This window comes from Peptoanaerobacter stomatis, from assembly GCF_000238115.1.
Classification (GTDB): Bacteria; Bacillota; Clostridia; order Peptostreptococcales; family Filifactoraceae; genus Peptoanaerobacter; species Peptoanaerobacter stomatis.
Genome location: NZ_JH414549.1, coordinates 1 through 25979 on the forward strand (window position 1 = coordinate 1; position 25979 = coordinate 25979).

Sequence of the window (25979 nt, forward strand, 5' to 3'; positions counted from 1 at the left end):
AAAGAAGAAAATGAGATTTATGAATAAACATAAAAAACGTAAATACTTCTAATGATAACAGAGGTAAAATACCCAACACCATTAATATTTCTCAAAGACCATCAGGTTGTATAAATAGAAGTAGGTTTGGTCATTTTGAAAGTGATACGGTACTTGGTATGAGAAAAACAGGTCTACTTGGAACTCACGTAGAAAGAAAGTCAGGCTTGTAGCATTTAAGTTAGAAACTAAAACAGATACTGAGTTTAGTAGCAAGACCATTCAAGCATTTGAAAACATACCTAAAAAACTTAAAAAGAGCTTCACAGTAGATAACGGTAAAGAGTTTGCAATGCATGAATACATTAAAGAACATACAGGAATGGACGTATACTTTTGTGACCCATATTCACCATGGCAAAGAGGCACAAATGAAAATACAAACGGACTACTTAGACAGTTTTTTCCAAAAGGTAGTTCATTTAAAAATATTACTAATGAATCTCTACAAAAAGTTGTTGACATGATTAACAACAGACCAAGAAAGAGATTAGGTTATAAAACTCCATTAGAAGTTTTAAGTAAGTTTTTTGAGTGATTTTATAAAAATGTTGCACTTATCTTGACAATCTATCATTAATATACGATATGCCAAAATTGTTTCATTATTAATAAAATAATTATTTTATAATCTTTATTCAAACGAATATAATATTGCATTTATTATTGCAGCAGCTATATTGCTGCCACCTTTTCTTCCAAGAGCTGCTATATAGTTTATATTTGTTTTATATAACATATCTTTTGATTCTTTAGCTTCAACAAAGCCAACAGGTGCTCCTATGACAGCTCTCACATCTGATTTATCAATATTATATAGCTCTATTGTCTTATATAAAAACGTAGGTGCATTTCCAACTACTATTATTTTAGGTGTTCTTTCTTCAAATATTCTTATAACGCTTGCCATTGAACGTGTTATATTATGTTTTTCTGCAAGAACTTTGGTTTCTTCATCAGCAACAAAACATTTTATATCTATACCATATTTTTTCAACGTAACTTTGCTTATTCCAGACATAGCCATTGTAGTATCTGTATATATAGTAGCCTTATCTCTTACAGCTTTTTTTATCTCCTGCTCAAAATCCGGCGATATTTTCAGATTATACAAATAGTCGAAATCTGCTGATGTATGTATACATCTTTTTATAATTTTTTCTTCAAATTCACTATTGAATTTATAGCCTTTATGCTCATTTTCTATTATATCACTTATAATTTCAAAACTTTTTTTCTCTATAGCTTTAGGGTCTTTTATATAATTCATAATCTATCCTTTTTATATTTTTTAAATCATCTCATCAAACGGGTATCTTTTGGGTTCACATATGAATGTCATCTCTTCTTTTTTAGTAGGATGTATGAAGCTAAGTTCATATGAATGCAGTGCAATAGCTTTTTTTTCTTTATTTTTAGCTCCATATTTTGCATCACCGTATATATGATAGCCTCTTGATGAAAATTGCACTCTTATTTGATGTGAACGTCCTGTAATAAGCTCTATTTTAGCAAGCGTTCTACCGTTATTTATATTTAACACTTCATAGTTTAATACAGCTATTTTCCCTTTATTCTTATCTTTCGTAACAGTAACTATATTTTTTTTTGAATCTTTTAAAAGATAATCTGTGTAGTTGCCTCGTTTTTGTTTTATTTCTTCTTCAAAGACTGCTAAATATGTTTTTTTCATATTGTTTTGTCTTATTTGTTCAGATAGTCTTGAAGCTGACTTTGAAGTTCTTGCAAATACCATAACTCCTGAGGTAACTGTATCCAATCTGTGAACAAGTCCTAAAAATACTTCGCCAGGTTTGTTATATTTTTCTTTTATGTAGCGTTTTACAAGGGTAAGCATATCCATATCATTGCTATCATCAGATTGTGAAAGTACACCTGCTATTTTATCCACAACTATTATATGATTATCTTCATATATAATATTCAAATTATACATAAATATTCCTTTTCAATATATTTTTATAAATTATCTGTATATTTTACTAAAATAATAATTCAATTTTTACGATTATACCTATTTTATAAAATTAAATTACTTTTTACAAGAATTAAAACTGTAAAATTTATTAAAATACTGTTTTCAGATTATATTTTTTTAATACACGATTTATCAAAAAAATTATAAATTTCGTAAATTATAAATTTTGAAAAATTTTGATAAATATATTAATAATTATGGTATAATATAAATACAAATTGTTTTTTATATTTTTAGGAGATTTTAAATATGCCTTATATATATTTTTTACTTTTATTTTTAATATATATATTCCTATTTCTTGCTATGGATGTTTATATGCAAAAAATCAGATATGTTGATTAAACGCGGTTTTATTTTGTTTTCTCTCTTTTATGCTTTTTTTTGCATAATAGCTATGATATCGCACATACAATATACCAACAACACATTACTTTTGAATTTGTTTTACATATTTAAGAGCGTATTTCCTTTTACTGTACTTTGTTTACTTGATTTTATAATAAATCTTCAGCATAAAAAACATAAAATATTTACTTCTTTGATAAGAGTGTTTTCGGTATTTACTATAATTGTATCCATATCCAACTCTATTTCTGCAAATAGTGCAACTTTGTATATAGACTCAAATCTCATAGTTCGCGGATTGATTTTCAATGATTTTGTATTTTATATGAATTCCGCCTATTATATTTTAATATCTTTATTAATATCGGTCTTAACTATTAAATTGTATTTTAATTCCACTATAAAAAGAGATAAGCAATCATCACTTCTTTTAATATTGTCCATATCCGCTTATTTAGTATATGTGTTTATTACAGATATAGTTACTCCGAAGATTTCCGGCGTATATAACCTCAACAGCAATTTTATTTTAAGTATTATTCCTATAGCTTGTATATATTATGCTATAAAAAATTTGGATTTACTCGGTATAAACACATCAGATTTACTTTTGCAGGCATTTGACAAATCTCCGGAAGCAATATGTCTTATATATAACGGCAAAATAAAATATGTAAACAATATGTTCTTTAATATTTTAGGAGAAAAAGGTGATAAAGTATTACCTTCAAAAACAGCTAAGAATATATTTCCAAAAGAAATTTTTAAAGAAAACAAATTTTTCAGCAAAATATTCAAGTTAAAAAAACTTGATTCTCCTGAAACTGTAAACGTGTTGTGCAACAAATTTCAATTCGAAGAAAATTCAGCATATGAACCGTTTGATATATTAACTATACTTGATATAGGTATAGTTCATGAATCACAAAAGAAAATAGAAAACATAAATAAAAATTTGGAAAAACTTATAAAAGAAAGCACTCAAAAACTCGAAAATATAAACAATGAATTAAATACTGAAATAAAAAGAAGAATAGATTCAGAAAGTAAGATGCTACAAATATCATCAACAGATCCTCTGACAGGCTTATATAACAGAAGATTTTTTTCACAAATATCTCATAACATAATAATGGATTCCAATCCTATTATAAATCGCCACGTTGTCATTTATCTTGATTTGGATAATTTTAAAAATATAAATGATACACTCGGACACACTACAGGTGATGAGATTTTAAAAAAAATTTCTTCAAGATTGAAAGTATCTGTTCCTGATACAAGCATAATTTCAAGAGTCGGCGGAGATGAATTTTTTAATATTTGTAAAAAATTATAGAAGCAACCCTGAATATCTTATAGATAAATTAAGCAACAAAATATTAAAAAATTTAAGAGAGCCTATATTGTTGGAAAATAAAATTATCAATACTTCAATATCGATAGGATTTTCAATATATCCACATGCCGGAAAAGATATAGAAACTCTAATAAAAAATGCCGATATAGCTATGTATAAAGCAAAAGAAAATGGAAAAAATTCATTTGCAGTTTTTGAAAAAGAAAGTCACAGTAATATAAAAAAAGAATTTGATCTGACAAATGATATGATATCAGCTATAAACAACAACGAGTTCAAGCTGTTTTACCAACCAAAAATGGAATATATAGGCGAAAAAGCTGTTATTGTAGGTCTTGAAGCGCTTATAAGATGGTTTCATCCTCAAAAAGGACTTATATTCCCCGATGTTTTTATACCAATTGCAGAGCGTTCAGGATATATATCCAATATTTTTTTATGGGTTTTGAATGAAGTGTGCAATCAGCAGAAAAAATGGAATAGAAAAGGTCAAGATTTTAACATATCTATAAATTTTTCCGCTCAAAGATTCGGACAAGACAACATATATTCAAATATGTCAAAAATTTTAGAAAGCACAGGAGTTGATCCTAAAAAAATAAGCATAGAAATAGATGAAAAATATTTAGCAAAAAATATTGAAACATCCATAGAAATGCTCAACTACATGAAGCAATTGGGCATAAATGTAACTATTGATCATTTCGGTATAAACTACTCATCTTTAAATTATCTTCGCTCACTTCCTGTAAACGGAATGAAAATAGATATGAGTTTTATAAACGGTATCGGAAATAACACAAAAGATGAAGCTATAATAGTGGCGTTAATAGAATTATGCAAAAGTACTGATATAGACATAATAGCGGAAGGTGTTGAAACAAAAGAACAATACGAATTCTTAATAGCCCATGATCTGAAAAAAATGCAAGGTTACTACTTTTACAAGCCTATGCCGACTGAAGATATTGAAAAGATAGCGGAACTTGAATTTGATGATTTTATAGCAGATTAATTTTAATAAACTTCAATTGTTTATATATTTATATTAACAACTGTTTAAATAAATATATGCTCGAAATACTTTGTAATCAAAATTACCTGCACTTTTATAAATAATCGCTTTTCTGATATTTATAAAAGTGCATATATAAAAATATATTTGAGTATTATATTAAAAAATTTAATGAAAGTCTATCAATTAGGAGGCGTTTTGAATATATATACAAAAATACTGACTCTAAAAGGCAGTTATTTCACTAAAGATTATGAAAAAACAAAAAAAATAAATTACAAATAAGACCTATATTAGAGGCTACTGTAATAAAAAACTTTAAATCTGACGATGAAACAAAAATTATAGTAATAAACCAGGAAACTCAAAGTAGTATCGAAATAACACCACATTCAGACAAAAAAGATATAAAAAAATACTTAGGCGAAAAATTTTTGAAATGAGGTGCTTAAATCTTGATAATAAGAAAAGCTACAAAAGAAGATATAAACAGCATAATTAAAATCTTTGACAATGCAAGTAAGTTTATAGCCTCCTATGGCTCCGACCAATGGCGGGGCAATTCAAAACCGAGTGAAAAAAGTGTAATAAGAGATATGCAAAATGAAACTGCTTATGTATTGGTGGATGATGCTGCTGTAATAGGTTATATTAGTCTGTCATTTGACAAAGACACAAATTATGACAAAATTAAAAACGGAAGATGGGAAAGTAATTATGACTATGGTGTAATTCACAGATTATCATTAGATGACAACGCAAGGGGTAAAGGTCTGTCAAAAGTATTATTTGATTTTGCAGAACAGGAATGTATAAACAAAAATATACGCTCCATAAGAATAGACACACATTCACTAAATGTGCCTATGAAGAGCATATTAAAAAATAGAAAATACAAAAAATGTGGTATAGTCACAATACCTCCTGACTTACAAAGAGAAGCGTATGAAAAAATATTGATACCATTTATAGTAGGAGATATAATTCAACTGAAAAAATCTCATCCTTGTGGAAATGATATATTCAAAATACTTAGAATAGGTATGGATTTTCGATTGGAATGTGAGAAATGCAAAAGTCAAATATGGCTTTCAAGGACAGATGTAAATAGACGTCTTAAAAAAAGATTATAATAGAAAACTCAGATTTTTCAATAATTATACTGATATCCATTTTTTAACATATATCAGTATAATACTAATTTCTAATAGAATAATAGATAGTTTATTATTAAGAAATATCTAAATAATGTTGTATTTTATTAAATTTACAAAACACTATTTTTCTATACTTCATTAGATTTTAGTATAATATGTTGAAAAAGCCGAGTTTTTTTATTATCTTTCTTCTCTGAAATATGCAACTGATAAATCTTTAGGTCCTCTGTCTTCAGGTGCATTTTTTCTTGTGCTTATTATTATAACAGCTATTGTACACAAATAAGGAAGCATATCTATTATATACTGAGATATGTGTATGCCCATGCCTTGCAATCTGAAACCTAATATGTCAAGTCCTCCGAACAGCAAAGCTCCTATAAATGCTTTTACAGGTCTCCAAGATGAAAATATAACAAGTGCAACAGCTATCCAACCACGCCCGCTTGTTATTCCCTCCTGCCAAACAGGAACTGTAACAAGAGACAAATATACTCCTCCTAAGCCTGCCAACGCACCTCCTATTAAAGTATGTACATATTTGTACAAATTTACATTTATTCCTGATGCATCAGCTGAGGCGGCACTTTCTCCAACTGCCCTCAAATTTAAACCAAACCTTGTTTTATACATATATACCCAAGTAAATATCACCAATAGATAACTTAAATATACAAGTATATTTTGATTGAAAAATATATTTCCTATAAACGGAATTTTTGATAATAAAGGGATTTCAAAAGAAGAAAAAGCTGTTTTTAATGTATCCGGAGTAGCTTTTCCTACAAAATTTTTGCCAAAAAAAGTTGAAAATCCTGTTCCAAATATTGTAAGTGCAAGACCTGAAACAACTTGATTCGCCCTTAATGTTATAGTGAGTATGGCATATATTAATGCCCCAAACATTCCTGCACATACTGCACTCAAAAGTGCTATTGAAGAGCTTTGCGTATTATAGCCGAATATAAATCCTACTACTGAACCCATTATCATCATGCCTTCTACACCAAGATTCAGATTTCCTGATTTTTCGGTATATATTTCACCTATTGTCGCAAACAATAACGGTGTAGCTGCACTAACAGCTGCAGTAAGTATATCTGCAATCATTATTTACTCTCCCTTACAAGTTTATATTTTATAAAAAATTCTGAGCCTAAAACAAAAAACAGTATTATTCCTTGTATCATTCCGGAAACTGCTGACGGAATTTGCATAGATACTTGAACAAATGTTCCTCCTTGCAATAATATAGCAAATGCAATTGATGTAAGTAATATATAGTTAGGTTTCAAATTTGAAAGCCATGTTGTAATTATAGCCGTATATCCATATCCTGCTGATAATGTATAACTTAAAGTTTTTTCCATTGCAGAGGCTTGCACCATACCTGCCAAACCACATAATCCACCAGACAATGTAATGGCAAATAATATTATAAAATTTACATTCATACCTGCATATTTTGCAATATTTATACTTTCTCCTACAACTTCTATTTCATAACCCTTTTTTGTATATTTTATGAATACATATATAAATATCAATAATACCATAGCCATTATTATTCCGATGTGGACTCCGAATATCTGAGGTAAAATGGCATTTTGATTAAATGTCGGTATTTTAGGAAAGCCGGTTGCAGCTGGATCTTTCCACGGTCCGAATTGCAAGTATTGTATAATTTTTATTGCTATATAATTTAACATCAAAGTAAATATTGTTTCATTTGTTCCAAATTTTACCTTAAAAATAGCCGGAATCAAAGCCCATATTCCACCAAATATAACAGATGCTATAATCATAGAAATAATTAATGGTAATTGGGGAATTTTATCTCCATAGTTAAGTGCTATAAATGATGCTCCTAAAGCACCCATAGTAATTTGTCCTTCTCCTCCTATATTCCAAAACTTCATTTTAAATGCTATAAGCATGCCAAGTGATGTTATTATAAGCGGAGTTACTTTATTTATTGTCTCTTGAAGTCTCATCTGTGTCCCCACAGCTCCAAAAAACATCTGTGCAAAAACTTTTACAGGATTATATCCGATAAATGCTATGAACATACCTGCAAAAATTAACGAAAATAATACTGCTGATATTCTAATTATGGTAGTAAATTTTTTATCAACATCTTCTCTTTTTATAATCTTTATCATAGTTTCTCCAAATTTATATATTTGAATTCATATTTTTTACTGATACTTGTTTAAATAGTGGACATCATGCTTTCTTAATTTTTTTATTAACAACTTTGTTGTGTACATAATTTTACTTGATATTTAGTATTCTTAATCGTATAAAAAATATACAAACTTAATAAATTAACTATATTTTTTGGTTCCACCTGACATCAAGGTCCCAATTTCTTCCTTTGTCGCAGTAGAAGCATCCAATATACCATTTATATTACCGCTATATATAACTGCTATTCTATCGCATAACTCCAACAGCATATCTAAATCTTCACCTATAAAAAGTATCGCCGAACCCCTTTGTTTTTGCTCATTTAATAGTTCGTATATTTTATAAGACGCTCCTATATCTAAGCCTCTTACAGGATAAGCAGTTATAAGCAACTTAGGATTTGAATCTATTTCTCTACCAAGCAAAACTTTTTGTATATTTCCTCCTGACATCTTTTTTACAGGCTCATTTAAACCTGATGTCAATATTTCCAATCGCTCTACAATTTCTTTTGCTTTCGCTACCATAGATTTTTTGTTTAAGAATATGCCTTTTTTATTATCATAATCCTTCAACATCATATTATCCACTATATCCATTGAACCTACTAATCCCATTCCAAGTCTGTCTTCCGGTATAAAACCCATTCTGACACCAAGATTTATTATTTGTCTGGGAGATTTGTCTGTTATTTTTTCACCCTTAAAAAATATATCACCTTCACTTGCTCTCATAAGACCTGCTATAACCTCACAAAGCTCTTTTTGACCGCTACCTGCAAGACCTGCTACTCCAAGTATTTCTCCACCATATACATCTAAATTTATATCTTTAAGTGAGTATCTGTTATATTCTGACATTATGCTCACTTTTTCTAATTTCAATACCGGCTCTTCAGATTTTTTTGTTATAGGCTTTTCTATTGAAAGTGATACCTGCTTCCCAACCATCATATCTACAAGTTCTTTTGAAGTTACTTCTTTAGTATTTACAGTCTTAATGCTCTTACCTTTTCTAAGAACTGTAACTCTGTCACTTATCTCCATAACCTCATTCATCTTATGAGTGATTATTATTACACTACATCCGCTATTTTTCATATTTCTTATTATTTGAAAAAGTTTTTGTATTTCTTGTGGTGTAAGCACCGCTGTAGGTTCATCCATTATAAGTATCTTCGCCCCGCGATAAAGCACTTTTATTATCTCTAATGTCTGTTTTTCTCCAACCGACATATCATATACTTTTTTATCAGGTTTAATATCCAAATCATATTTATTTGATATTTCCAAAACTTCTTTTGTCAGTTTTTTCTCATCTATAAATTTACTGCCTTTTTGTCCCAATATTATATTTTCTTTTGCCGTCATAACATCTATCAATTTAAAGTGCTGATGAATCATACCTATTCCGATATTTATAGAATCCACAGGCGAGTTAAATGTCCTTTTTTCTCCATAAACAAAAATAGAACCGCTGTCAGGCATATATATACCTGACAACATGTTCATAAGAGTGGATTTTCCTGCACCATTTTCTCCAAGTAAAGCATGGATTTCTCCATTTTCTACGGTTAAATTTACATCCTGATTAGCTTTTATACTTCCAAAGCTCTTTGAGATGTCTTTCATTTCTATGGCTATTTGCATAAATCCTCCATTATTTTGTAGTTCCTATCACTCCATCTACAAGATAGTCTATTTTCCATATCTCTTCTCTATTCAAGCTTTTTCCTTCTTCTACCACTACTTCACCTGCTTGATTTTTAATAGGACCTGTGAATACTTTGAAATCTCCTGAAACCATTTTTGCTTTTATTTCATCTACCTTAGCTTTTGCTTCTTCAGGCGCATTTTCTGTAAGAGGTAACAAATCAACATATCCATCTGCTATATTTCCATAGTAGCTTTCCGGTTTCCAAGTTCCGTTTAATATTTCTTCAACAGTTTTTGTATAAAATACTCCATGATTCCATATAGGAGCTGTCATAAATGCTTTTGGAGCTGAGTCATAACTGTCAGAATTATATCCTATCGCAAAAGCATTTTTTTCTTCTGCTGCTACTTGTGGACCTGTTGTATCACAATGTTGTGCCAAAACATCACAACCTGCTGCAAGCAAGGCATCAGCAGCTTCTTTTTCTTTTGCAGGATCATACCAAGAATTAGTCCATACAACTTGTACTGTCGCATCAGGGTTTACAGATTTAACGCCTAATGTGAATGAATTTATACTAATGAATAATTCAGGCAACGGAAATGCACCTACAAATCCTATTTTATTTGATTTTGTTTTCAAACCTGCAACTATTCCTGACAGATATCTCGGTTCTTCCATAGCTCCAAAATAATTTCCAAAATTTGTATCATTCATCTTATAGCCTGAAAAATGTATGAATTTTACATCCGGATATTCTTTTGATAATTCTTCTATTGCGTCCATAAAGCCGAAACTTGTAGCAAATATTACACTTGCTCCCTGATCTATCATTATTTTTGCCGAATTTTTAACATCTTGTGTATTTTCAGCAACTCCTTCTTGATATAATGTTTCAACTTTACCTTTTAAATTCTCCTCCAATGCCAATCTTCCCTTATCATGAGCTTGTGTAAATCCACCGTCATTTATATGTCCTATATACAAAAATCCTACTTTTATAGGCTCAGAGCCATCAGATGTTTTAGTATCTGAAGCCTTATCATTTGAAGCACCGCAACCAACCATTAAAAACAACGCACACATCATAACAGCAAAAATTGAAAAAATCTTTTTCATAAAAACACTCCTTGTCAAAAAAATATTAATCATAATACAAAATAAGTAATGATAATAATTTACAAATTTACAATATTAAAGGCTGTTTATAAAGATATTGTAATATGCTAAAAATAATACAATAAAAAATATCTCGCATGATTATATCTTTTTTATAACAGTTCTTATCATAATTTGTAAACTATTTGTTAAAATATGTATTGTAATGTTCTTAAATTTATGTATATTTTTTCATAAATATAAAAAATCATCACTTGTTTTATTCCAAAATTATATATCACTACTTTATTTTTGTAAATACTTTTTGCTATTATTTTTTTAAATATTAAATATATAGTTTTATATTAATTGTATGAAAGAATTATAATTGTATTTAAAGTTTCATATTTTTTTAAAAATTACATCCTTTGCTTATGCTGTTTGATATTATCCGAATAAATAGCTTGCATTATACTAAACATCAATTAAAAGTATATATAATAATATCATTAAAAAAATTGTATTTTTTAAAAACTATAAATATATAAAATTTAAAAATAGTGTAATTTCTCATAGTATTTAGTGTTAAAATATAATGACATTATTTTTTTATCATTGATTTTTAAACTTATATATTGTATCATTAAATATATAAACGTTTTTCCTTATATTTATACTGATGTACTGTAAAAAATATATGTATAAATATTAAAAAAATAATTTTTAATTTTAAATATTTAATGCTGTCGCCTATTATATTTACCTTCTGAATAAGAGGAAATATAAAAATTATATGTTATTTCTGATGTATTTTGGTATTATTTTCAAAAAACTATTAACAAGGAGGAAAAAAATGTTTAAAAAAAAGAATTTATTTATATTGCTCATTTTTGCTTGCATGCTAACTTATTTGGGTGGCAATATCCTTGCCGTTTCTAAAAATGCAACTCCTAAAACCAATGTTACTACAAATAAAAAAACTACCCAAAAACAACAAAAAATTTCTATTGAGAAAACTATAGCGAAATATCTTGAGAACGTACCGAGAATTTTTTACATAATACCTGAACTTGATAAAGCAAAAATCACAAAACTAAAAAAGAACTACAATATCACTGATTTTACTTCTGAAGCTGATTATTTTTATTATGAATATAACAAAATAATGATAGATGAGCTTAATGAAAGAATTCCTGGCAACTATTCAGTTTATTCTGTAAACAATAAACTGTACTGTTATGTTGAAAACAATACAAACAAGATATATATAGAAAATGACGGTATATTTTCTCTTCCCGACTATAAAATTGTCGTACCTATTTTTAATAAAGGAAAAACTTTTTCTTTTAACAGAGATGATGATGTATACTATAATTTAATCGCTTCATTGGTTATAAGAGACAAAAAGCTATCAAAAGAAGCTAAATTTTTATATGATACTCATAGAGACAGCAAAGATGATTACAAATTATATGTAAAAGTTACTATGGAAGACGGTATAGGAGATCATTATATAGGGACTTATATGATTGACACTGTTATGAGAACTGTTACTGATCAAAAGACAAAAAAAGTCTTATATGATGATTCGGCAGTTATGAAATATCCTGAAACTTTTATAACTGAGAAACAGGCAGGAGAAATGGCTGCGAAGATATTAAGAAAATTGAAGATATTGGGAGCTAATCAAAGATATTATGTTACTGATGTTAAAGAGACTACAGATGATAATAATTATTTAGTGGAAGGTAGAGAAGGATATTTCTTGACAATAAGGGTTGACAATCCTAAAAATCCAGAAATCAAAGAGCTTTTAGGTAATTTTTTTATAAACAATACAAGTACAGTTATTATGAAATACTATGTTGTAGAAGATTTATATGAATATATTTATGGAAAATACACTCCATTCGGTTAAAAATCAGTTTTTTTAATCTCGTATTAATGCTAAAATCTTATAGAACAACAGAAAATCATAATGATTAATCTTTTCAATAAACTATGTATCAATGTTATATAATTATATAAGTTATCCATAATTTTATTAGAAAACAATATAACTATGAATACAAAAGCACTGATAAATATATAGCATATTATATATCTATCGGTGCTTTTTTGTTAATGTATATTATTTTTTTCTTCCCAAAAAATTTCTACTCTATCTCCGTTTCTAAGTTCACTTGTAAGCTCTGCTGTATTACCGTTATGTTTCATAATTAAGTTGCCTTTCGGCTTGGAGCGATCAAAATCTATATTGTCAAATATATCTATAAACAATATCTTATCTCTTTTTGATTTAATTGTTATCATAGAGCCGTTATATATGACAGTTATACTCTTTTTAACAGACTGTACATCTACATCTGAAGTTTCTTTTTCTTTCGGCATCTCGGATATTTTTATTTTATCACCGGGTTCTACACTTAAATCATATTTTGAAAATTCTCCGTTTATAAAAATTTGCTTGTCATCCGCTATATTCATATTTTGTCTTATTTTATCCGTACTATCCAAAATGTCATAACTTATTTCATCGCCATTTTCAAGCATTGTAGAATAATCTTTACATTCTATTGAGTTTATCTTTATATTGCAAAAATAAGGAACTATATCATCATTTATATATATATACTTTTCACTTATCAAATCTTTTATTGAAACTTGTGCATTTTGACCTGAAGTAGCAGGCTCTATTGATATTGTATCTCCATCATGTATATTTGTGTCAATATTTGCTTTTTGATTGTTTAAATTTATTTTAGCTTCTTCACCATAAGTTCCGTTAAATATTTTTTTATCTCCATTTATAGTTACAAGTATTGATTTTCCTTTTCTTGATATTAAATCTCTCGGATTAAAACCAGCTAATATAAGAGCATCACTTATTTTAAGATCTGCTGATCTGAACAGCTTGATCTTCTTATCATTCACTTTTATCTCCATAAAATCTTTTCTCTCATTTTTTATTGCACATGTCAATATACCTACAGGTGTTATAGATTGCGGTCCTTCTAAAATAGGTGTATCATATTCTATATTTTGAATGTTTTCGACAGATTTTACCACAACTCTTGATTCTTGTAATTGAAGATTGTCTGCTATAAGTTTGTTAAGAATTGGTAATTGAGAACCTCCTCCTATCAAAAAGACGGCACTTGGAGATTTTCCATTAGTTTTTAATATTGCATCGGATATGTTTTTAGCAACCAACTCTATAGAATCTTGAATTTGCTCCAATATTTCATTTGTGCTCATATTTATTTGTGTGCCTACTATATCTGTAAAAGATTGCTCTGAAGATTTACAAAGATTGCATTTTATAATCTCAGCCGTATCAAAATCTAACAGGAATTTTTGAGATAGAGCTTCTGTTATTTCATCGCCTGCTGTAGATGTCATTGAATATCCAATTATTGTTCCGTCTTTTGTAATCGCTATATCTGATGTGCCTGCACCTATATCGACCATTGCAATATTTAAAAGTCTGACATTTTCAGGTATGGCAACTTCTAATGCTACTATAGGCTCCAATGTCATATACGATATGTTCAAGTCAATTTTGTGCATTACCGAATCCAATGCCTCAACTACTATTTTAGGTAAGAAAGTAGCTATTATTTCAAGTGAAATTTTTTTACCTTTATGTCCATTAGGATTTTTAATCTCATAATCGTCCAATTTATATGTCATAACCGTATGTCCTACATTGTAATACGATACATTGTCATTCAAATTTTCTTTGAGTATGTTTGCAGCTTGTTGCAACACTTCTATCTCTATATTTTTCATTATTTGAGAATCAATTAAAGTTTCTTCTTCAAATTCTTCAATAACATTTGTATGTATTGTTTTTAATGAACGTCCTGCCGCAGCAATCGCAACATCTGTAAGTTTTACTCCGCTTTCTTTTTCCAATCTGTTTTTTACTATCTGGGCTACATCAGCCACTGCTTGAATATCATGTACCTGTCCGTCATACATAGCTCTCTTTTTATGCAGTTCCATAGCTACATTTTTTATTTTTATTATATCTCCGTCTTTTTCGCCTAAAATTCCCATAATACTTCTTGTACCTATGTCCAAGGCAAAGAAAGTTTCATTTTGATTAATGTCCATTTTATAAAGACCCCTCTTAAAAAATATTTACATAAAATTTAATTTTTTATTTTAAATCATTAACTCTATATATGCTTAAACTCCAATATTTTCCGTCTTAATAACAAAAAATCTGTAAAAAACTTGACTTTATAATAAATCAAAAAAAACTTCTAATACATTTTTTCACTCTTCCAAGTATTCTTATGTTTTTAAAATATATTGCGTCATAATTTGAATTTTCCGGTTGGAGTCTTATTCTGTCTTGCTTTTCCATATAAAATCTTTTTACTGTTAAATTTCTATCGTTAATTAAAGCTACCGCTATTTCGCCATTTCTAAGTGTTTGAATTTTTTGTACTATAAGCAAGTCTGAATTATATATACCTGCATCTATCATTGAATCATCATTGGCTTTTGTTATAAAAAAATCTCCCTGACTTATCCAATTATTGGGTATAGGTATGTAATCCTGTATATTTTCTTTATCAAATACATCAAAATCCATATTTCTATATTCTATAAGAGGAAGCAAGGTTATATTATTCTTATAATCATATTCGTCAACTCCATCCACAAGCGTTATCGATCTGTTCTTATTATACTGCCTATTAATATAATTTTTTTCTTCCAACGATTTCAATATCCTGTGTACAGTAGAAGTAGATTTCAAATCAAGAGATGTCTCTATGTCTGATATAGATGGGGAAAATCCATTTTCAGATAAATACCATTTTATATATTCATATGTTCGTGCTTCATTGGCATTAAGCTCTTTTTTCATATTCTAACACCTCCTCAAAATATTTTTTCTATTGTCCAACTGAAAACCCGATATTGTAAAACTTTATAAAATCAATAAATCTACAAAAATGCAATAACTTTAAAAATTTAATACTTGCTTTTTAAATTTTGTACAATATTAACAGTAAAACAATCCATATTTTTTATAAATTTTTCTTAATCGTTTTAGCTTCTTTAAATTTAAAAATTTTATTTATAACATAATAACATAAAAATATAATTTTATAAATTCTTTTTTGTAAATAACACTATAAATAGCTGATTCATTAATAATATTAACTTAAATTTTTCATATTTTAGTTTAAAGTTAAGCTATAAAAAATAATTTAGTTTTTATATTTTTCAAAAAACTTTTTTATATGAAAAAGTGTGATTTCAAGCACTATATAGCATTAAAAAAACTTTAAGTAAATTTAAACTATAATTTTAACTTGAGTTTAAGTAGAGAATTTATAATTAATTTATCAAAAACAAACAGCAGTTATAAAAAGGGGTGATAATATATGAAAAACACAAATATATTCAAACGTGTAGAACAAAAATATTTAATAACAAAGCAAGAACAGAAAATTTTATTAGATGCTATGAAAGAACATATGCAAGAAGATGAACACGGAAGAAGTACAGTAATCAGTATATATTTTGATACACAAAACAATCTGCTTATAAGACGTTCAATGCAAAAGCCTGCATACAAAGAAAAACTCAGAATTCGCTCATACGGTATTGCTACACATGACAGCAAAATATTTATAGAACTCAAGAAAAAATATAAATCAGTCGTATATAAAAGAAGAATATCAATGCCTGAAAAAGAAGCTATGGATTATCTTATAAACGGTAATAGGCCTGACAAAAACAGTCAAATATTAAACGAAATTGACTATTTTATAAAAATAAACGAAGGTATAACATCTAAAATGTATATATCTTGTGACAGAGAAGCATATTTTGATATGGAAGATGACAATTTCAGAATAACATTCGATACAAACATAATGTGGAGACAAGATAATCTATCCTTATGTGAATGCCCTTACGGAACACAGATTCTAAAAGATGGTACGGTGCTTATGGAGATGAAATCAGTAAACGGTCTGCCTTTATGGATGACAGATATACTTACAAAAAACCATATATACAAAACATCTTTTTCAAAATATGGAAATGCCTACAAAATGGCAAAAGAAATAAAAGATATGAAAATATTGACATTAAAAGCATCTTAATATTTTTATAAAATCATTTAATATATGACAAATTAACTTTTTATCGGTACAATTTTGTATCTTGAAATAAAAATATATGATTAAATGTAAACTTATTCTTAATTTATAATCATAAAAAAAATAAATAATTACTATATTTATGTATAGCTGTTAATCAAACAGGTATCCGTATTAAACAAATATCAAATGCTTTTCATAAATCATATAATACTTTAAATTTAAAGATAATTATTATCTTTTATAATCATATTAGCCAATATAAAACTAAAAAAGGCAATTAAATAATATTAATACCACTTAAAAACAAAAAAGAAAGAAGGAAAAAATATGAATATGGCTATTTTCACAGGAGTATTTGAAGATGCTTCGACAACTGCAACAGCAGTTGGAATAACAGGTTTTATGACTTGTTTAATATCTGCACTCATAATAGGACTTATAATAGCACTGACATACAAATATAAAAATAAATATTCTAAAAATTTCGTCACAACATTAGCTCTTATGCCTGCTATGGTTTGTGTAGTCATAATGATGGTAAACGGAAATGTAGGCGCAGGTGTTGCAGTGGCAGGTGCATTTTCATTAGTAAGATTTAGAAGTGTGGCAGGAACTTCAACAGAAATAGGTGCAATATTTTTAGCAATGGGTAGCGGACTTATGACAGGTATGGGATATATAGGTTATGCTACTGTATTTATAATAGTTATATGCATTATGCAAATACTATACAACCATATAGGAATAGGCTCAAAAAAATATGCCGCCTTGGAGAAAACACTAAGAATAGCAATACCTGAAGACCTTGAATACACAGGCGCATTGGATGACTTGTTCCAAGAATATACTACAAGTTGCCAAATGACAAATGTAAAAACTACAGATATGGGAAGTTTGTTCAAATTGACCTACAATATAACCTTAAAAAAAGAAAATACCGAAAAAGAATTTATAGATAAGCTTCGTTGCAGAAACGGAAACTTAGAAATATCAATATCACAGCAAGAAAATAATATTAATGAATTATAATTCATTTAAAATAAATACTAATTATAAAATTTAATTTACATTTAAAAAATAAAATTTCAAATTCGGAGGAAACTAAAATGAAAAGAAAATTAGCAATACTACTATTAACAGCTCTATTGGCAATCCATACAACGGCTTGTTCAGCAACTGCAAAAACATCTTCAACAACTGTCAATACAACAAATTCACAAACAACTTCTCAAACGACTTCTACCAATAGCACTGCAATAGACGCACTCGACTCTGCAATTCTATTTTCTAAAAAAGACAAGGAAATAGGGTATGACGAAAAAACAAGTAAAACTATAAAACTAAATAATGAATCTGTAACCATCCGTGAGGAAGGCACATATATATTGTCAGGAACAATAACAAATGGACAAGTTATAGTAGATGCACCAAAAGAAGCTAAGATAACATTAGTTCTTGACTCTGTAACTATAAACAATGACACATCAGCTGCTATTTATGTAAAACAAGCTGATAAGGTATTCATAACTCTGGCAAAAAACAGTATAAATACACTGTCAAATAAAAGTGAATTTGTAGCAATAGATGATAACAATATAGATGGTGTAATCTTCTCTAAAGATGACCTTACACTTAACGGTCAAGGTAAGCTTATAATAAATGCCAACTATGGAAATGGCATAGTATCTAAAGATGATTTAGTAATAACAAGCGGTGATTATGAAATAACAGCAGCTAATCACGGTTTACAAGGAAAAGACAATGTAAAAATATCTGATGGAAATATAACTATAAAAGCAACTAAAGATGCAATACATTCAGAAAACAGCGATGATACCTCACTTGGGTATGTATATATAGGAGGTGGAAGTCTAAACCTTACATCAGGCAGCGACGCAATAGATTCATCAAGTATAGTACAAATAGACAACGGAACTATTAATATAACAACCAATGATGACGGTATACATTCAGATGGAAGACTAATTATAAACGGTGGTAAAATAAATATATTGCAAAGCAACGAAGGATTAGAAGGAGAAAAAGTTGATATTACAGGCGGAGAAATAAATGTAGTATCTAAAGATGACGGATTAAATGCAACAAGTGGAAGCAGTACAACAAATACTCAAACTCAAAATAATTCACAGTCATCAGAAAGTACGCAAAAACAAAGCAAAAAAGACAGACCATCTCCACCACAAGACGGACAAATGCCGGATGCATCAAGCAGACCTGCTCCTCCACAAGGCGGACAAATGCCTCCACATATGGGAGGAGGAATCGATGAAGTTCAAGAAAATTCATATATAAACATATCCGGTGGAACAATAAGCATAAAAGCTGGAGGTGACGGTGTAGACTCTAACGGAAATATTACTGTAAGCGGAGGGACAACATATGTTTATGGCCCTACCAATGATGGAAACGGATCATTAGATTATAATAAAGCAGCAACAATATCAAGCGGAACATTCATAACAGCAGGTTCATCCGGAATGGCTCAAAATTTTGGAACTGATTCAACACAAGGTTCAATTTTATTAAACTTATCTTCAAGCAAAAATGAAGGAACAAAAGTTACAGTTACAGACTCATCAGGAAAAACCATACTGACATTCACACCGGAAACAAAATACAATTCACTGCTGATAAGTTCACCTGATATAAAACAAGGAGAACAATATACCATAACAGCAGGAGATGAAACTCAAACCATTGAAATGACAAGTAATATATATAGTTCAAACGAACGACACAGATAATTTAAACTTCTATTTATTGCTAAATATTATTACAAATTATAAATATTCTTAAATTTTATATATAATGCTGTTAAAAATTAGTATTATACTAATCCCTAATTAATAATAAAGCCCATTAAAATAACACATACTGACACAAAATATATTTGAATGTATTTGATTAATAAGATTGCTGACGATAATTCGTAGATAAAAGTACTCATAATCAAATACATTCAATTTAGTATTTTTTCATAAAATTTTGCTAAAACTAAATATAAGTTGTAAAATAAAAAACTATTGACAATATATATATATATATATAATAGATGTGAAAAATAAATGAAGGAGGTTATCATAAATGGCTGTAAAAATTTACATAGCAAGATGTCAATGGTGCGGAAAAACAGGTAATACAAGTTCTGGAACTTCTACAGGAGGTGCTCCGATAAACCAACCGTCTGTACCTGGAAAATGCCCAAGTAGCCCAAGCGGAAATGGAACGCACGCTCCTCGTTGGGAAGTGAAATAATAATTAAGTTCTAAGTAAAAATAAACAACCAATTAAATTTGTGGTTTATTTTTTAAGCTACAAAAAAGTGTACCAAGTAAAATGTGGTACACTTTTTTATTAAAAGTATTTTATTCAAAAATGTATGGAACTATTTTATTTTTTCAATGCTTGCATTTACTTCTTCGAGCATTTTTTCAAATTTTTCTTTTTTTGCTTTCTCTTCATCTATCAATTTTTGAGGTGCTTTTGCAATAAATCCTTCGTTGGCAAGTTTTTTTACCACTCTGTCTATCTCACTTATGAGTTTTTCTTTTTCTTTTTCTAATCTTTGAAGCTCTTTTTCAAAATCTATTAACTCACCTGTAGGTATATATAGATTTGCAAATTCTGTTATCACTTTTATAGTATCGCTTGGAAGTTTGCTTTCATCTTCAAATATAACCTCTGTTGTTCCTCCAACTGCAATAAAATATTCTATTCCTTTTTCAAACAATTCTTTTTTACTGTCATCCTGCATAGAAATATATAGTTTTGCTTTTTTTGATGGAGGTATATTCATATTTGCTCTTGCGTTTCTCATCTTAGTTATAGAGTTTATTATGTTGTCCATAACTTGTTCTTCTTGAGGATAATTTCTGCTTTCATCATAAACACACCAATCTGATACTATAATCATTGTGTCCGGATTCAAATGCCCCCATATCTCCTCTGTGATAAACGGCATAAACGGATGAAGTAATTTTAATATATCTTCAAGAACTGATTTCAATGTGAAAAGTGCAGCTTGCTTTGAAATTTTGTTTTCACTATTATATAATCTTGGTTTCACTATCTCTATATACCAATCACAAAACTCGTTCCATGCAAAATCATATACCTTATTTACAGCCGTACCAAGTTCATATTTATCCAGATTCTGTGTCATTTCTCTTGCTACCGTATTTACCCTTGACAATATCCATTTATCAGAAATTTCTAAGTTTTTTTCTATATCTTTATCTGACAATTCTATATCTTCATCTAAATTCATAAGGATAAATCTTGCACTGTTCCATATTTTGTTGGCAAAATTCCTTGAAGCTATAACTCTTTCTTCATAATATCTCATATCATTTCCGGGACTGTTTCCTGTTGCAAGTGTAAATCTTAATGCATCAGCTCCGTATTCATCTATTACTTGCAAAGGATCTATACCATTTCCAAGAGATTTACTCATCTTTCTTCCCTGTGAATCCCTTACAAGACCATGTATAAACACATCTTTAAAAGGTACTTTATCTGTTATAAAAAGAGATGAAAAGACCATTCTTATAACCCAAAAGAATATTATATCATAGCCTGTAACAAGTGTATTTGTTGGGAAGAAATGATTAAATTCTTTGGAATTTTCAACCCAACCGAGTGTTGATAAAGGCCATAGAGCTGATGAAAACCAAGTATCAAGTACATCCTCGTCCTGTTTTATATTTTTTGAACCACATTTTTCGCATTTTTCTATCTTCGTTTTTGATACTTGCATATGATTGCATTCTTCACAGTAATATGCAGGTATTTGATGCCCCCACCAAAGTTGTCTTGATATGCACCAATCTCTTATATTTTCGAGCCAATTCAAATATATTTTATCAAATCTGTTCGGCACTAAATTAAGTTCACCATTTTTTAATGCTTCTATTGCAGGTTTTGCAAGCTCATCCATTTTTACAAACCATTGTTTTGATGTCATAGGCTCTACAACTGTGTGGCATCTGTAACAATGTCCTACGTTATGTGAATGATCTTCTATCTTAACTAATTGTCCTAAATCTTCAAGGTCTTTTAATATCTGTTTTCTGCATTCATATCTATCCATACCTTGATATTTTCCTGCATTTTCATTCATACTGCCGTCTTCATTCATTACGAGTATTTGTTCTAAATTATGTCTCAATCCTACCTCAAAATCGTTAGGATCATGGCAAGGTGTAATTTTCACTACACCTGTGCCGAACTTCATATCTACATAATCATCCGCTATTACAGGTATAATTCTATTTAATATAGGTAAAATAACATTCTTACCTACTATATCTTTGTATCTGTCATCATTTGGATTTACGGCAACAGCTGTATCACCAAGCATGGTTTCAGGTCTTGTTGTAGCTATCTCAACCACTCTATCAGAATTTTCTATCTTATAGTTTATATGATAAAAATGCCCTGATGATTCTTCATGATCCACTTCAGCATCTGAAAGTGAAGTTTTGCAATCCGGACACCAATTTATTATTCTGTTGCCTTTATATATATATCCTTTTTCATATAATCTTACAAAAAATTCATTTACAGCTTTATTACAACCCTCGTCCATTGTAAATCTTTCTCTCGACCAGTCGCAAGAATCACCGAGCTTTTTCATCTGCTCAACTATTTTTCCGCCAAACTCTTCTTTCCAGTCCCATGCTCTTTTCAAAAACTCTTCTCTGCCTATTTCTTCTTTAGTTTTTCCTTCTTCTTTTTTTATTTTCTCTACAACTTTTACTTCTGTAGCTATAGATGCGTGGTCTGTACCTGGTTGCCACAATGTATCATAACCTTGCATTCTTTTAAATCTTATGAGTATATCTTGAAGTGTATGGTCAAGCGCATGGCCCATATGAAGCTGACCTGTGATATTGGGTGGAGGAAGCACTATCGAATAAACCTTATCTGTGTCTGTTACCTTACATTTAAAATAACCTCCGTCTTCCCATTTTTTATATATCTTTTCTTCAAAATCTTTCGGTGTATATTTTTTTTCTAAATTTTGCATAAAAATATCTCCTAATTTTATAATATTTAAGTTTAAAAAGTGTTCTTTATTATATCAGTTTTTTATAAAATTTTATATATAGATTTTTTAATTTGTTTTTATCTTAATATACTAATACATATATTTTCTTTTAATAATCATCTCATAGCACCATATCAAACCTACTATACCTATTGTCGATATTAACGTGAGAAGTATTATTCCTAATTTCAGTTTAAATAATGAAATAAAGGCGGTTACAAAATATAATAAGCCATATATCTTCCACATCTTAGCATTTGCATTATTATACGCTTTTATATCTTTAACTTTATTGGGATCTATAACGTCTCCTGTCCAAAACCACATCGGCTTTTCAAGTTTGCTCGCAAATACGCCTATGCTGTAAAATACAGTGCTACAGATAAGTGATATTACCATCATTATTAAATCATGACCTTCCATAGTTTCCTCCTGAGATATGGTGAAAAACTGAAAGTAAGTAAAATGTTTCTTTATATAATCTCTTATAGTTCAACAACTGCATCAAAACACAATTTTAATGCTAAAGAAAGACTACCTGCTCCCCAATTTCTATCATTGTGATTGTCTATGTTTGCCAATGTATCTGCTGTAAACAATATTTGACCGAATTCAACTTTTCTAAATTCTGCACAAGCCATAAGAGCTGAACATTCCATTTCTACTACGCTGAAACCTTCTTGTTTTCTATATTCCACCATATCTTTAGTTTCTCTGAAAAATCCATCTGTACTCCAAGTTTTACATTTTTGATATGATATGTTATTTTTCAAAAATGCTCTTTCAATCGCCGATACTGCGTTCTTATTTGCACATATTGTCCTTTTTGGATGCAAATAATGATATGACGTCCCTTCATCTCTTAATGCTTCAATAGGAATCAAAAATACATTTTCTTCAATATCAGTTAATGTTCCACAAGAACCTGCCGAAATTATTTTTTCAGCTCCATATCCTATTAAAAAATCCAATATCTGTACTGACGCTGACGCTCCTACAGGAGCTTGACACAAACAAATATCTTTTTCTTTGTATCTGAAAATATATATGGGATATATCTTTGTTATACTTATAAACTCTCCAATTTGCTCTAAACTCATTTTCTTGGCAAATTTTTCTATTTCATCTCCAAGAAATGCAAATACTGCATATTTAGGAAAACTATATAAGCTCGCTCTGTTTGGCATAATAACTGATTTTTCGTTATCGTCATACTCCAATATAGGAATAGAATTTTTATAAATTGCCATATGATATGCCCTTCCTTTTTATTATATCTTTTCCCAATATTTGCTATATGTCTTCCTAAAACTTATAGCTTCTGCTATATGATTTTGTTTTATTTTTTCACTTTGCTCCATATCAGCTATGGTTCTTGCTACTTTTAAAAGTCTATGATAACTTCTTGCAGTAAGTTTCGATGATTTAAAAAACATCTGAATTAGCTTTTCTGCATCACTTTCCAATTTGCAATAATATTCTATCTGTTTAGAGTTCATCTGAGAGTTATAATTTATGTTTAAGTCTTTAAATCTTTCTTTTTGAACTTGTACAGCAATATATACACCTTTTTTCAATTTTTCAGATGACATCTCTTCAGTAGCATTGTTTGTCAAATCATCATAAGGTATAGGTGTCGTTTCTACAAATATATCCATTCTGTCAAGTATAGGCCCGGATGCTTTTTGCAAATAATCATGTATCTTTTTTTCAGTACAAACACATTCTTTTAAAGGATTCATAAAATTACCGCATGGACATGGATTGGTAGCTGCAACGAGCAAAAAGTTGCTCGGATATGTCAATTTGTAATTTACCCTTGATATTGTTACAAACTTATCTTCTATCGGTTGCCTCAATCCTTGTATCAATTTTTTATCAAAATTTAAAAACTCATCCATAAACAGTATACCGCTGTGAGATAAAACCACTTCTCCCGGGATTGCCATTGCACCGCCACCAATAAGTGAAGTATATGTTATAGTATGATGAGGCGAGCGAAACGGTCTGTTCCTAAACACAATATCATCCGGTATTTCTCCTAAAAATGAATAAATCTTGCTCACTTCTATATACTCATCTTCATTTAACGGTGGCATTATTGTATTCATTCTTGATGCCACCATTGTTTTACCGCTCCCAGGACTTCCTATCATAAACAGGTTGTGAAAGCCTGCTGCTGATATTTGTGCAGCTCTTTTTATCGCAGACGAACCTTTTACATCAGAAAAATCTTTTGAGCTCGGTATATTTATGTATGAGCTGAAATCTCCCACTCTTTTAAGTTCTCTTACATCTTGAAGATATTCTATAACTTCATTTATATCTTCGGCGGTATATACATTTATATCTGGTATCATAGATGCTTCTTTTTCGTTGCTTTTAGGAATTATTACATTTTTTATGTTTTCATCTTTTACAAGACCTAATATCATTGCTGTTGAGGCTTTTATTTTTCTTAATTTACCATCTAACGACAATTCACCCAAAAAAGCTGTACTTTTTATCTTTTCGTTGTTCATAGAAACATTTTCGCTTAGTATGGCAAGTGCTATAGGCAAATCATAATGTGAGCCTTCTTTTTTTACATCTGCCGGAGACAGATTTATCACTATTTTCTTTGTTATCGGATAATTAAAAAGTGAGTTTGTTATAGCCGATTTTATCCTGTCTTTAGATTCTTTAACTGCAACAGCCGGAAGCCCTACAATAGTTATACCCGGCATACCTTTACTTATATCCGCCTCCACCGTTACCTTAAATCCGTCTATTCCATATGTACCTGCTGTTATTACTTGACTGAACAAAAAAACACCTCTTTTGAGTTTGTCAATTTATACTAAATCATCCTATTTAAATTAAGATATATTCAAATTATTTCTCTATCAAAATATATTTGATCATCATATTAAAAAA

General features: G+C 29.3%; 20 protein-coding genes and 1 pseudogene. 9 read left to right on the forward strand and 12 right to left on the reverse strand.

Annotated elements, in window-relative coordinates:
* Nucleotides 1–577, forward strand: a pseudogene (locus HMPREF9629_RS12765) (IS30 family transposase); the annotation flags it as partial.
* A 96-nt stretch (nucleotides 578–673) separates the two neighbouring features.
* Here HMPREF9629_RS12765 and HMPREF9629_RS03650 read toward each other — a convergent pair.
* Nucleotides 674–1309, reverse strand: coding sequence for a precorrin-8X methylmutase (locus HMPREF9629_RS03650; RefSeq protein WP_009524993.1), 636 nt, complete (start codon nucleotides 1307–1309; stop codon nucleotides 674–676).
* A 21-nt stretch (nucleotides 1310–1330) separates the two neighbouring features.
* Nucleotides 1331–1996: an RluA family pseudouridine synthase gene (locus HMPREF9629_RS03655; RefSeq protein WP_009524994.1), complete on the reverse strand. Its 666-nt coding sequence runs from the start codon at nucleotides 1994–1996 to the stop codon at nucleotides 1331–1333.
* Nucleotides 1997–2768: 772 nt separating this feature from the next.
* On the opposite strand from HMPREF9629_RS03655, the gene HMPREF9629_RS12125 reads away from it, so the two are divergent.
* The 3 genes from HMPREF9629_RS12125 to HMPREF9629_RS03670 all read left to right on the forward strand — a co-directional run bounded on the left by HMPREF9629_RS12125 (nucleotide 2769) and on the right by HMPREF9629_RS03670 (nucleotide 5894).
* Entirely contained in the window at nucleotides 2769–3725 is a 957-nt protein-coding gene (locus HMPREF9629_RS12125; protein ID WP_278224208.1) for a GGDEF domain-containing protein, read from the forward strand.
* Nucleotides 3694–4761: a putative bifunctional diguanylate cyclase/phosphodiesterase gene (locus HMPREF9629_RS12130; RefSeq protein WP_009524996.1), complete on the forward strand. Its 1068-nt coding sequence runs from the start codon at nucleotides 3694–3696 to the stop codon at nucleotides 4759–4761. The genes HMPREF9629_RS12125 and HMPREF9629_RS12130 overlap by 32 nt, the downstream gene beginning before the upstream one ends.
* Before the next feature lie 455 nt (nucleotides 4762–5216).
* Nucleotides 5217–5894 carry a GNAT family N-acetyltransferase gene (locus HMPREF9629_RS03670; protein ID WP_009524997.1) on the forward strand — a complete coding sequence of 226 codons (678 nt, stop codon included), beginning with the start codon at nucleotides 5217–5219 and terminating at the stop codon, nucleotides 5892–5894.
* Between the two features lie 204 nt (nucleotides 5895–6098).
* On the opposite strand, the gene HMPREF9629_RS03675 is transcribed toward HMPREF9629_RS03670, so the two are convergent.
* The 4 genes from HMPREF9629_RS03675 to HMPREF9629_RS03690 all read right to left on the reverse strand — a co-directional run bounded on the left by HMPREF9629_RS03675 (nucleotide 6099) and on the right by HMPREF9629_RS03690 (nucleotide 10883).
* Nucleotides 6099–7028 (reverse strand): ABC transporter permease, encoded by a 930-nt coding sequence (locus HMPREF9629_RS03675; RefSeq protein WP_009524998.1) that lies wholly within the window; start codon nucleotides 7026–7028, stop codon nucleotides 6099–6101.
* Entirely contained in the window at nucleotides 7028–8080 is a 1053-nt protein-coding gene (locus HMPREF9629_RS03680; RefSeq protein WP_009524999.1) for an ABC transporter permease, read from the reverse strand. The genes HMPREF9629_RS03675 and HMPREF9629_RS03680 overlap by 1 nt, the downstream gene beginning before the upstream one ends.
* Nucleotides 8081–8245: 165 nt before the next feature.
* Nucleotides 8246–9757, reverse strand: a complete 1512-nt coding sequence (locus tag HMPREF9629_RS03685) for an ABC transporter ATP-binding protein (protein WP_009525000.1) — start codon at nucleotides 9755–9757, stop codon at nucleotides 8246–8248.
* A gap of 10 nt (nucleotides 9758–9767) precedes the next feature.
* Nucleotides 9768–10883: a BMP family ABC transporter substrate-binding protein gene (locus HMPREF9629_RS03690; RefSeq protein ID WP_009525001.1), complete on the reverse strand. Its 1116-nt coding sequence runs from the start codon at nucleotides 10881–10883 to the stop codon at nucleotides 9768–9770.
* An 832-nt stretch (nucleotides 10884–11715) separates the two neighbouring features.
* Between HMPREF9629_RS03690 and HMPREF9629_RS03695 the strand changes: the two genes are divergently transcribed.
* A complete protein-coding gene (locus HMPREF9629_RS03695; protein ID WP_009525002.1) occupies nucleotides 11716–12780 on the forward strand; it encodes a hypothetical protein in 1065 nt (354 codons plus the stop codon).
* A 203-nt stretch (nucleotides 12781–12983) separates the two neighbouring features.
* On the opposite strand, the gene HMPREF9629_RS03700 is transcribed toward HMPREF9629_RS03695, so the two are convergent.
* Complete coding sequence (locus tag HMPREF9629_RS03700) at nucleotides 12984–14981, reverse strand: cell division protein FtsA (protein ID WP_009525003.1); 1998 nt, start codon at nucleotides 14979–14981, stop codon at nucleotides 12984–12986.
* A 139-nt stretch (nucleotides 14982–15120) separates the two neighbouring features.
* Nucleotides 15121–15744 carry a transcriptional repressor LexA gene (gene lexA / locus HMPREF9629_RS03705; protein WP_009525004.1) on the reverse strand — a complete coding sequence of 208 codons (624 nt, stop codon included), beginning with the start codon at nucleotides 15742–15744 and terminating at the stop codon, nucleotides 15121–15123.
* A gap of 523 nt (nucleotides 15745–16267) precedes the next feature.
* Here lexA and HMPREF9629_RS03710 point away from each other — a divergent pair.
* The 4 genes from HMPREF9629_RS03710 to HMPREF9629_RS11760 all read left to right on the forward strand — a co-directional run bounded on the left by HMPREF9629_RS03710 (nucleotide 16268) and on the right by HMPREF9629_RS11760 (nucleotide 20269).
* The gene (locus HMPREF9629_RS03710) at nucleotides 16268–16993 is read left to right on the forward strand and encodes a polyphosphate polymerase domain-containing protein (RefSeq protein ID WP_009525005.1); all 726 of its coding nucleotides are present in this window, start codon (nucleotides 16268–16270) and stop codon (nucleotides 16991–16993) included.
* Nucleotides 16994–17320: 327 nt separating this feature from the next.
* Nucleotides 17321–18022, forward strand: a complete 702-nt coding sequence (locus tag HMPREF9629_RS03715; RefSeq protein WP_009525006.1) for a DUF4956 domain-containing protein — start codon at nucleotides 17321–17323, stop codon at nucleotides 18020–18022.
* A 77-nt stretch (nucleotides 18023–18099) separates the two neighbouring features.
* Nucleotides 18100–19758, forward strand: a complete 1659-nt coding sequence (locus HMPREF9629_RS03720; RefSeq protein ID WP_009525007.1) for a carbohydrate-binding domain-containing protein — start codon at nucleotides 18100–18102, stop codon at nucleotides 19756–19758.
* 340 nt (nucleotides 19759–20098) lie between these two features.
* The gene (locus HMPREF9629_RS11760; RefSeq protein ID WP_009525008.1) at nucleotides 20099–20269 is read left to right on the forward strand and encodes a hypothetical protein; all 171 of its coding nucleotides are present in this window, start codon (nucleotides 20099–20101) and stop codon (nucleotides 20267–20269) included.
* 130 nt (nucleotides 20270–20399) lie between these two features.
* Here HMPREF9629_RS11760 and HMPREF9629_RS03725 read toward each other — a convergent pair whose 3' ends face one another.
* The 4 genes from HMPREF9629_RS03725 to HMPREF9629_RS03740 all read right to left on the reverse strand — a co-directional run bounded on the left by HMPREF9629_RS03725 (nucleotide 20400) and on the right by HMPREF9629_RS03740 (nucleotide 25870).
* Nucleotides 20400–23042: a valine--tRNA ligase gene (locus tag HMPREF9629_RS03725; protein ID WP_009525009.1), complete on the reverse strand. Its 2643-nt coding sequence runs from the start codon at nucleotides 23040–23042 to the stop codon at nucleotides 20400–20402.
* A gap of 111 nt (nucleotides 23043–23153) precedes the next feature.
* A complete protein-coding gene (locus HMPREF9629_RS03730) occupies nucleotides 23154–23486 on the reverse strand; it encodes a hypothetical protein (RefSeq protein ID WP_009525010.1) in 333 nt (110 codons plus the stop codon).
* A 62-nt stretch (nucleotides 23487–23548) separates the two neighbouring features.
* A complete protein-coding gene (locus tag HMPREF9629_RS03735) occupies nucleotides 23549–24313 on the reverse strand; it encodes a nucleoside phosphorylase (RefSeq protein WP_009525011.1) in 765 nt (254 codons plus the stop codon).
* Between the two features lie 21 nt (nucleotides 24314–24334).
* Nucleotides 24335–25870, reverse strand: a complete 1536-nt coding sequence (locus HMPREF9629_RS03740; protein WP_009525012.1) for a YifB family Mg chelatase-like AAA ATPase — start codon at nucleotides 25868–25870, stop codon at nucleotides 24335–24337.
* Nucleotides 25871–25979 lie beyond the last annotated feature (109 nt).

Coding starts and splice junctions, on each gene's coding strand:
- HMPREF9629_RS03680 (WP_009524999.1), bottom strand. CDS start 8,080: ATGATAAAGATTATAAAAAGAGAAGATGTTGATAAAAAATTTACTACC.
- HMPREF9629_RS03710 (WP_009525005.1), top strand. CDS start 16,268: ATGAAAAACACAAATATATTCAAACGTGTAGAACAAAAATATTTAATA.
- HMPREF9629_RS03700 (WP_009525003.1), bottom strand. CDS start 14,981: ATGGACATTAATCAAAATGAAACTTTCTTTGCCTTGGACATAGGTACA.
- HMPREF9629_RS03695 (WP_009525002.1), top strand. CDS start 11,716: ATGTTTAAAAAAAAGAATTTATTTATATTGCTCATTTTTGCTTGCATG.
- HMPREF9629_RS03675 (WP_009524998.1), bottom strand. CDS start 7,028: ATGATTGCAGATATACTTACTGCAGCTGTTAGTGCAGCTACACCGTTA.
- HMPREF9629_RS03715 (WP_009525006.1), top strand. CDS start 17,321: ATGAATATGGCTATTTTCACAGGAGTATTTGAAGATGCTTCGACAACT.
- HMPREF9629_RS03685 (WP_009525000.1), bottom strand. CDS start 9,757: ATGCAAATAGCCATAGAAATGAAAGACATCTCAAAGAGCTTTGGAAGT.
- HMPREF9629_RS03690 (WP_009525001.1), bottom strand. CDS start 10,883: ATGAAAAAGATTTTTTCAATTTTTGCTGTTATGATGTGTGCGTTGTTT.
- HMPREF9629_RS11760 (WP_009525008.1), top strand. CDS start 20,099: ATGGCTGTAAAAATTTACATAGCAAGATGTCAATGGTGCGGAAAAACA.
- HMPREF9629_RS03730 (WP_009525010.1), bottom strand. CDS start 23,486: ATGGAAGGTCATGATTTAATAATGATGGTAATATCACTTATCTGTAGC.
- lexA (WP_009525004.1), bottom strand. CDS start 15,744: ATGAAAAAAGAGCTTAATGCCAATGAAGCACGAACATATGAATATATA.
- HMPREF9629_RS12130 (WP_009524996.1), top strand. CDS start 3,694: ATGAATTTTTTAATATTTGTAAAAAATTATAGAAGCAACCCTGAATAT.
- HMPREF9629_RS03650 (WP_009524993.1), bottom strand. CDS start 1,309: ATGAATTATATAAAAGACCCTAAAGCTATAGAGAAAAAAAGTTTTGAA.
- HMPREF9629_RS03725 (WP_009525009.1), bottom strand. CDS start 23,042: ATGCAAAATTTAGAAAAAAAATATACACCGAAAGATTTTGAAGAAAAG.
- HMPREF9629_RS03720 (WP_009525007.1), top strand. CDS start 18,100: ATGAAAAGAAAATTAGCAATACTACTATTAACAGCTCTATTGGCAATC.
- HMPREF9629_RS03735 (WP_009525011.1), bottom strand. CDS start 24,313: ATGGCAATTTATAAAAATTCTATTCCTATATTGGAGTATGACGATAAC.
- HMPREF9629_RS03655 (WP_009524994.1), bottom strand. CDS start 1,996: ATGTATAATTTGAATATTATATATGAAGATAATCATATAATAGTTGTG.